Below are 7,003 nucleotides of genomic sequence, written 5' to 3'. Positions count from 1 at the left end.
CTCTCGCACTACACCGACTGGACCATCGGCCACGTACACGCCGGCGCTCTGGGCTGGGTGGCGATGATCTCGATCGGCGCGATCTACCACATGATCCCGCGTCTGTTCGGCCGTGCGCAGATGCACAGTGTCGGCCTGATCAACGCGCACTTCTGGCTCGCGACCATCGGCACCGTGCTGTACATCGCGTCGATGTGGGTCAACGGCATCACTCAGGGCCTGATGTGGCGTGCAATCAACGACGACGGCACCCTCACCTACTCGTTCGTTGAAGCGCTGCAAGCCAGCCACCCGGGCTACATCGTCCGTGCGCTGGGCGGTGCATTCTTCGCCAGCGGCATGTTCCTGATGGCTTACAACGTCTGGCGCACCGTGCGCGCCTCGAACCCGGCTGAAGCCGAAGCCGCTGCCCAGATCGCTGTCGTTGGAGCTCACTGATGAAGCATGAAGCTGTCGAGAAGAATATTGGCCTGCTGGCCTTCTTCATGGTCATCGCCGTCAGCGTTGGCGGCCTGACCCAAATCGTTCCGCTGTTTTTCCAGGACGTCACCAACAAGCCGGTCGAAGGCATGAAGCCGCGTTCGGCGCTGGAACTGGAAGGCCGCGACGTTTACATCGCCAACGGTTGTGTCGGCTGCCACTCGCAGATGATCCGACCGTTCCGCGCCGAAACCGAACGCTATGGCCACTACTCGGTCGCCGGTGAAAGCGTCTGGGATCACCCGTTCCTGTGGGGTTCCAAACGTACCGGTCCGGATCTGGCTCGCGTCGGTGGTCGTTACTCCGATGACTGGCAACGTGCGCACTTGTACAACCCGCGCAACGTGGTGCCTGAGTCGAAAATGCCGGCTTACCCGTTCCTCGTGGAAAACAAGCTCGACGGCAAGGAAACCGCCAAGAAAATGGAGGTTTTGCGCACCCTCGGCGTCCCTTACACCGACGAAGACATCGCCGGTGCACAGGATGCCGTGAAGGGCAAAACCGAAATGGACGCGCTGGTGGCCTATCTGCAAGGCCTGGGCACCATCATCAAAAGCAAACGGTGAATTAGATGGATATCGGGATGATTCGTGGCCTGGGCACCGTTGTTGTGATGGTGGCCTTCATCGGTCTGGCGCTGTGGGTGTTCAGCCCCAAGCGCAAGTCGGAGTTTGAAGACGCGACCTTGCTGCCTTTCGCGGATGATCCCGAAGCCATCAAGCACGTCGAGCAAGCTTCTAGGAGTAACAAAGAATGACTACATTCTGGAGTCTGTACGTCACAGTCCTCAGTCTCGGTACGATCTTCGCCCTGACCTGGCTGCTGCTGTCGACCCGCAAGGGCCAGCGCAGCGAGCAGACGGACGAGACGGTCGGGCATTCCTTCGACGGAATCGAGGAGTACGACAACCCACTGCCGAAATGGTGGTTCATGCTGTTTGTCGGCACCATCATTTTTGCCCTGGGTTACCTGGTGCTGTACCCGGGTTTGGGCAACTGGAAAGGCCTGCTGCCGGGCTATAACTACCTCGATAACGACAAGCAGACTGCGTTCGCCAACGGCCAGACCGGCTGGACCGGCGTGCACGAGTGGGAAAAGGAAATGGCTCGCTCGGACGCCAAGTTCGGTCCGATCTTCGCCAAATTCGCTGCCATGCCAATCGAAGAAGTCGCCAAGGATCCACAAGCACTGAAGATGGGTGGCCGTCTGTTCGCCTCCAACTGCTCGGTGTGCCACGGTTCCGACGCCAAGGGTGCCTACGGTTTTCCTAACCTGACCGACGCCGACTGGCGCTGGGGCGGCGAGCCGGAAACCATCAAGACCACCATCATGGGCGGTCGTCACGCGGTGATGCCGGCCTGGGCGGAAGTCATTGGTGAGCAAGGCGTTGCCGACGTGGCAGCGTTTGTCGTGACCAATCTGGATGGGCGCAAACTGCCGGAAGGCACCAAGGCTGATCCGGCCAATGGCGGCAAACTGTTCGCCGCCAACTGCGTGGCCTGCCACGGTCCGGCCGGCAAAGGCACTCCCGCCATGGGCGCGCCTGACCTGACCCACCCGGGTGCGTTCATCTACGGTTCGAGCTTCGCGCAACTGCAGCAGACCATTCGTTACGGCCGTCAGGGCCAGATGCCTGCGCAGGAACAACTGCAAGGCAACGATAAGGTGCACCTGCTGGCGGCGTATGTTTACAGCCTGTCCCACGGTGAAAAAGCACCGGAAGCGAACGCCGAGTAAGGCCATCGCTTGAAACAGAAAAGGCCCCGCCAATCTTGATTGGCGGGGCCTTTTTTCATGCCGGCATTCATGACTTGAAACGTTTGCTCAATAGACCTGAGGAAAGGTGCCCTGTAGGTTTTTATCACCCCGATGAGCAGCATCGGGTCAACCTTCAAGGATGAAGCCTACATGTCAAAAAATGACGAAAACACATTGCCAAAACGTTTGCAGCCCTGCCCTGATCATCACGCAACACCGGTAAAAACGCCTGCTGCGCCCGCACGCTCAACATCGCCAGACACCATGGACCATCCAGGTAACGGGGGCGGTCTGGACGGTCTCGGCGGCGGGCGATTGCCCTGACGCGGAGCAGCAAAACACAGCGAAAATTTGCCCAATACCCAGCGCCCCTGCCTTCTGGCAGGGGCGCTTTCGCCGGTGCCGTTATGACAGTGATAAACCGATCGTCCGCAACCCGCCTTTTCGATTGCAGCGCAAACTTCAAGGTAGTAACGTTTCTACACCCGAATCACTGGAGGCCAAAAATGATGGCCATCACGACCATTTCCAGCCGCGAATTCAATCAGGACACCAGCGCTGCGAAAAAAGCCGCGCATCAGGGTCCGGTCATCATTACCGATCGTGGCAAGCCTGCCCATGTACTGCTGAGCATTGAGGAGTACCAGAAGCTGACCGGTAGCCAGGCGAGCATCGTCGATCTGCTGGTCATGCCGAATGCGTCTGACATCGAATTCGAAACCGAGCGCGCCGTCATCACTCCTCGTAGCGTGGATCTGTCCTGATGTTCCTACTCGATACCAATGTCGTTTCCGAGCTGCGAAAACCCCAAGCCGACCAGCACGTGGTGACATGGGCAAACAGCGTCGCCCCGGCCAGCCTGTATCTATCGGCAATTACCGTGCTGGAACTGGAAACCGGCATTCTGCGCATCGAACGCCGTGACCCGCCACAAGGAGCAAGGCTGCGTCACTGGCTCGAGCGTCACGTCAAACCCGCATTTTCGGGAAGAATCCTCTCGGTCGATAGCGCCGTCGCTACCCGTTGCGCACAGTTGCATGTGCCTGATCGCAGCAATGAATGCGACGCCTTGATCGCCGCCACCGCGCTTGTACATGGGCTGACGTTGGTGACCCGTAATGTTGCCGATTTTCAACTCAGCGGCGTGCATCTGATCAATCCATGGACCTCTGCCAATCCCTGAATCCGAAAGCCCCGCCAGATCACTGGCGGGGGCTTTGATCATGGACGGTTGGCAAAGATTGAATGCACCGCCGTGGTATCGATCAGCTTTCGATTGCGCCACTGATTGTTCCTCACCAGATAGACCTGCAACTGCTTGCGGTCCTCGGTAAAACTGGCAATCAGATAGGTTTGCTGAGACGTACTGCCGCTCAGGTACATGGGCACGCTCCCCTCCCAATAGGCATCACCGCCATCCTTATGCAAATGGCCAGCAAAGATCGCCGTCACTTGATATTTGTTGACCATGTCGTGAAAGCGTTTCTGCTGGGCCTGGGTCCCTTTGTGGTCCAGCGGCTTGTGCATATTGATGATGATCGCGTACCCCGAGGCTCGGGCCAGTCTCAGGTCCTTCTCGAGCCAGTCCAGTGCATGGTTGATTTCAAACGTCGTCGGGTTCAGTGGATGAGCGATCCGTGTGGTGTAAGTCGGCTCGTTATTGAGCTGAACCATATGAACTTCGCCGATATTTTTAGAGTAGGCAAGACTGCCGGAATACGTCTTGCCGAGAAATCCACTGGTGATATTCAGATCAAAGCTGTCCACCTTGCCTTCATGATGCTCCTTGAATTCGACGATACTTCCCGCCGCACAGCTATTGCTAAAACAATCATCAACATTGTTTTCATAATCGTGATTACCCAAGCCATACAAGTACTCACCCTTAAAGTACTTGTTCAACATATCTTTCATAAAAGACCGCTGCCAGCCATGACCGAAAGCGGTTATATCACCATTGATCATCAGTGGCACCTGGGCTTGCGAACCATGCTGATTTCTGAAATCAGCAATACTCGCAAGTTGACTGTCGACCAGCCACTTGGAGCGAACTTCGAATTCCGAGTCGGATTCGGGATCACGGTTATCTGTCTTGTCGGTCCAGGGATATTGAGTATCCGAGGCAAACACCATGTGTTTCGGGGTTCCAGTCACAGCCTGAGCGGAGACGACCGAAGCCCATAAACAAACCCCCAGCACTATGCTTGTAAACTTATTGAAAGCCATACTTATAATTCCATTTAAATTAATCAAATACACGCGAACACGTTTTCGCGACAACAGAACTTATTAGAAAAAACAGAAAACCTCAAAGCACCAAGCCACAACAATCAAGTAGATATGTTTCCGACACAAAAAAACCTACAACAATGCCTGATGTAAAAAGCAATGTTCAACGTTGCGCCTTTAACTATTCATTCGGAATCTTGTGCAATTGATAACCTGAAGATGACATCTTCCGTGCTCGCCGCCCTCAAGTCGGGCCGGTTTTTTCACGGCTTGCAGTGGCAATCGCATCGAACCGATCCGCCCTGAACAACAATGGATTAGCCGCTGCGCCAAAACCGTCCATACTCAACAAGTCAATTGACCTGCATCAGGCTTTACTGCATTCGCTACACCATTCAGGTTTTTTACCCAACGCGACCAAAGGTCGCACCCTTGACCCAGAGCGACCGGCGTATCATTGCGCCACTGCAACACCCCTTTTTGACCTTGGTTGGCACGTATCGACCGAGGCATTTTTCCACTGCCGTGGGATGCAATGATGAGCAATCAGATTCCGGTACACGACGTCACACCACCAAGCAAAAACGCGAACAACAGCGTTGACCTTTACGCCTCCAGAGAAAAAATCTACACCCGTGCCTTCACCGGCCTGTTCCGCAACCTGCGGATGATGGGCGGTGCCGCCTTGTTCCTGCTGTATTTCGGCACGGTTTGGCTGAACTGGGGCGGCCATCAGGCCGTGTGGTGGAATCTGCCGGAGCGCAAGTTCTTCATTTTTGGCGCCACCTTCTGGCCGCAGGACTTCATCCTGCTCTCAGGCCTGTTGATCATTGCCGCGTTCGGTCTGTTCTTCATCACCGTGTATGCCGGGCGCGTCTGGTGCGGTTACACCTGTCCACAAAGCGTGTGGACGTGGATTTTCATGTGGTGCGAGAAGGTCACCGAAGGCGACCGCAACCAGCGCATCAAGCTCGACAAGGCGCCGATGAGCGCCAACAAGTTGCTGCGCAAAGCCGCGAAACACTCGATGTGGCTGCTGATCGGTTTTGTCACCGGCATGACCTTCGTCGGCTACTTCTCGCCAATCCGCGAACTGGTCTTCGAGTTCTTCACCGGCCAGGCTGATGGCTGGTCGTATTTCTGGGTCGGTTTCTTCACCCTCGCCACCTACGGCAACGCCGGCTGGTTGCGCGAGCAGGTGTGCATCTACATGTGTCCGTATGCGCGTTTCCAGAGCGTGATGTTCGACAAGGACACGCTGATTGTTTCGTACGACCCGCGTCGCGGCGAAAGCCGTGGCCCGCGCAAGAAAGGCATCGATTACAAGGCCCAAGGCCTCGGTGACTGCATCGACTGCACCATGTGTGTGCAGGTCTGCCCGACCGGTATCGACATCCGCGATGGTCTGCAAATCGAGTGCATCGGCTGCGCCGCGTGTATCGATGCCTGCGACAGCATCATGGACAAAATGGACTACCCGCGCGGGTTGATCAGCTACACCACCGAACACAACCTGTCCGGGCAGAAAACCCATAAACTGCGGCCACGCCTGATCGGCTACGCCGTGGTGCTGCTGGCGATGATCAGCCTGCTGGTCACCGCGTTTTTCATGCGCTCGCTGGTTGGTTTCGACGTCAGCAAGGACCGCGTGCTGTACCGCGAAAACGCTGAAGGCCGGATCGAAAACGTCTACAGCCTGAAGATCATGAACAAGGATCAGCGCGACCACACCTACGTGCTGGAAGCCAGCGGTTTGCCGGATCTGCGCCTGCAAGGCAAGCGCGAGATCAAGGTCGCGGCCGGCGATATCGTCAGCATGCCGGTCGAGTTGTCGAGCGCACCGGAACAACTGCCGTCAAGCACCAACGAGGTGAAATTCCTCCTCAAGGATGCCGATGACGACAGCGTCCACGTTGAAGCCAAGAGCCGATTCATCGGCCCACAAATCCGTTGAGAGAACTGAACATGCCCGCAGCAAACGCCGCAAGTCCCTGGTACAAGCACCTTTGGCCATGGATCATCATCGGGATTCTGGCCTGTTCGGTGACCCTGACCCTGTCCATGGTGACCATCGCGGTGAACAACCCGGACAACCTCGTCAACGACAACTATTACGAGGCTGGCAAAGGCATCAACCGTTCGCTGGACCGTGAACTGTTGGCGCAGACTCTGAAGATGCGTGCGGCGGTGCATCTGGATGGCGTGACCGGTGAAGTCGATTTGCGCTTGAGCGGTGACAGTCAGCCGAAAACACTGGAGTTGAACCTGATTTCGCCGACGCAGCCGGAGAAAGATCGCAAGATCGTGTTGACCCGCAGCGAAACTGAAACCGGGCGTTACATCGGTCAATTGGGTGACAAGGTCGAAGGTCGCCGGTTTGTCGAATTGCTCGGCAGTCAGGATGATCACGTGTGGCGCATGTTCGAGGAAGAGCTGGTGAGCCATGACAAGGATCTGTTGCTCGGTGATGAGCCGCTGCAAGGTGCCGAAGACTTGAAGAAGTAAACAACTTCAAAAGCCCCCTCACCCTAGCCCT

Annotated in this window: 9 protein-coding genes; 8 read left to right on the top strand and 1 reads right to left on the bottom strand. The window is 56.4% G+C overall.

What is annotated here, in order from left to right; genetic code table 11:
- The 6 genes from PMI23_RS25380 to PMI23_RS25355 all read left to right on the top strand — a co-directional run.
- Nucleotides 1-438: cbb3-type cytochrome c oxidase subunit I (locus tag PMI23_RS25380; RefSeq protein ID WP_007950202.1), on the top strand; the 438-nt coding region annotated here is incomplete at its 5' end.
- Nucleotides 438-1,046, top strand: a complete 609-nt coding sequence (gene ccoO, locus PMI23_RS25375) for a cytochrome-c oxidase, cbb3-type subunit II (protein WP_007917161.1) — start codon at nt 438-440, stop codon at nt 1,044-1,046. The genes PMI23_RS25380 and ccoO, both read left to right, overlap by 1 nt.
- Nucleotides 1,047-1,051: 5 nt before the next feature.
- Nucleotides 1,052-1,237 carry a CcoQ/FixQ family Cbb3-type cytochrome c oxidase assembly chaperone gene (locus PMI23_RS25370; protein ID WP_003175465.1) on the top strand — a complete coding sequence of 62 codons (186 nt, stop codon included), beginning with the start codon at nt 1,052-1,054 and terminating at the stop codon, nt 1,235-1,237.
- Nucleotides 1,234-2,217, top strand: coding sequence for a cytochrome-c oxidase, cbb3-type subunit III (gene ccoP / locus PMI23_RS25365; protein WP_007917163.1), 984 nt, complete (start codon nt 1,234-1,236; stop codon nt 2,215-2,217). The genes PMI23_RS25370 and ccoP overlap by 4 nt, the downstream gene beginning before the upstream one ends.
- A gap of 530 nt (nt 2,218-2,747) precedes the next feature.
- Nucleotides 2,748-3,002: a type II toxin-antitoxin system Phd/YefM family antitoxin gene (locus PMI23_RS25360; RefSeq protein ID WP_042705038.1), complete on the top strand. Its 255-nt coding sequence runs from the start codon at nt 2,748-2,750 to the stop codon at nt 3,000-3,002.
- The gene (locus PMI23_RS25355; RefSeq protein ID WP_007917175.1) at nt 3,002-3,421 is read left to right on the top strand and encodes a type II toxin-antitoxin system VapC family toxin; all 420 of its coding nucleotides are present in this window, start codon (nt 3,002-3,004) and stop codon (nt 3,419-3,421) included. Before PMI23_RS25360 ends, PMI23_RS25355 begins: the two co-directional genes overlap by 1 nt.
- 38 nt (nt 3,422-3,459) lie before the next feature.
- Here PMI23_RS25355 and PMI23_RS25350 read toward each other — a convergent pair whose 3' ends face one another.
- Nucleotides 3,460-4,464 carry a metallophosphoesterase family protein gene (locus PMI23_RS25350; protein ID WP_007917177.1) on the bottom strand — a complete coding sequence of 335 codons (1,005 nt, stop codon included), beginning with the start codon at nt 4,462-4,464 and terminating at the stop codon, nt 3,460-3,462.
- 541 nt (nt 4,465-5,005) lie between these two features.
- Here PMI23_RS25350 and ccoG point away from each other — a divergent pair.
- Both ccoG and PMI23_RS25340 read left to right on the top strand, forming a co-directional pair.
- Nucleotides 5,006-6,421, top strand: coding sequence for a cytochrome c oxidase accessory protein CcoG (gene ccoG / locus PMI23_RS25345; RefSeq protein WP_007917180.1), 1,416 nt, complete (start codon nt 5,006-5,008; stop codon nt 6,419-6,421).
- A gap of 11 nt (nt 6,422-6,432) precedes the next feature.
- The gene (locus PMI23_RS25340) at nt 6,433-6,972 is read left to right on the top strand and encodes a FixH family protein (protein WP_007917181.1); all 540 of its coding nucleotides are present in this window, start codon (nt 6,433-6,435) and stop codon (nt 6,970-6,972) included.
- Nucleotides 6,973-7,003: the final 31 nt, after the last annotated feature.

The organism is Pseudomonas sp. GM24, assembly GCF_000282235.1.
In the GTDB taxonomy this organism is placed as follows: domain Bacteria; phylum Pseudomonadota; class Gammaproteobacteria; order Pseudomonadales; family Pseudomonadaceae; genus Aquipseudomonas.
This window is presented reverse-complemented; position numbering and strand designations above follow the sequence as displayed.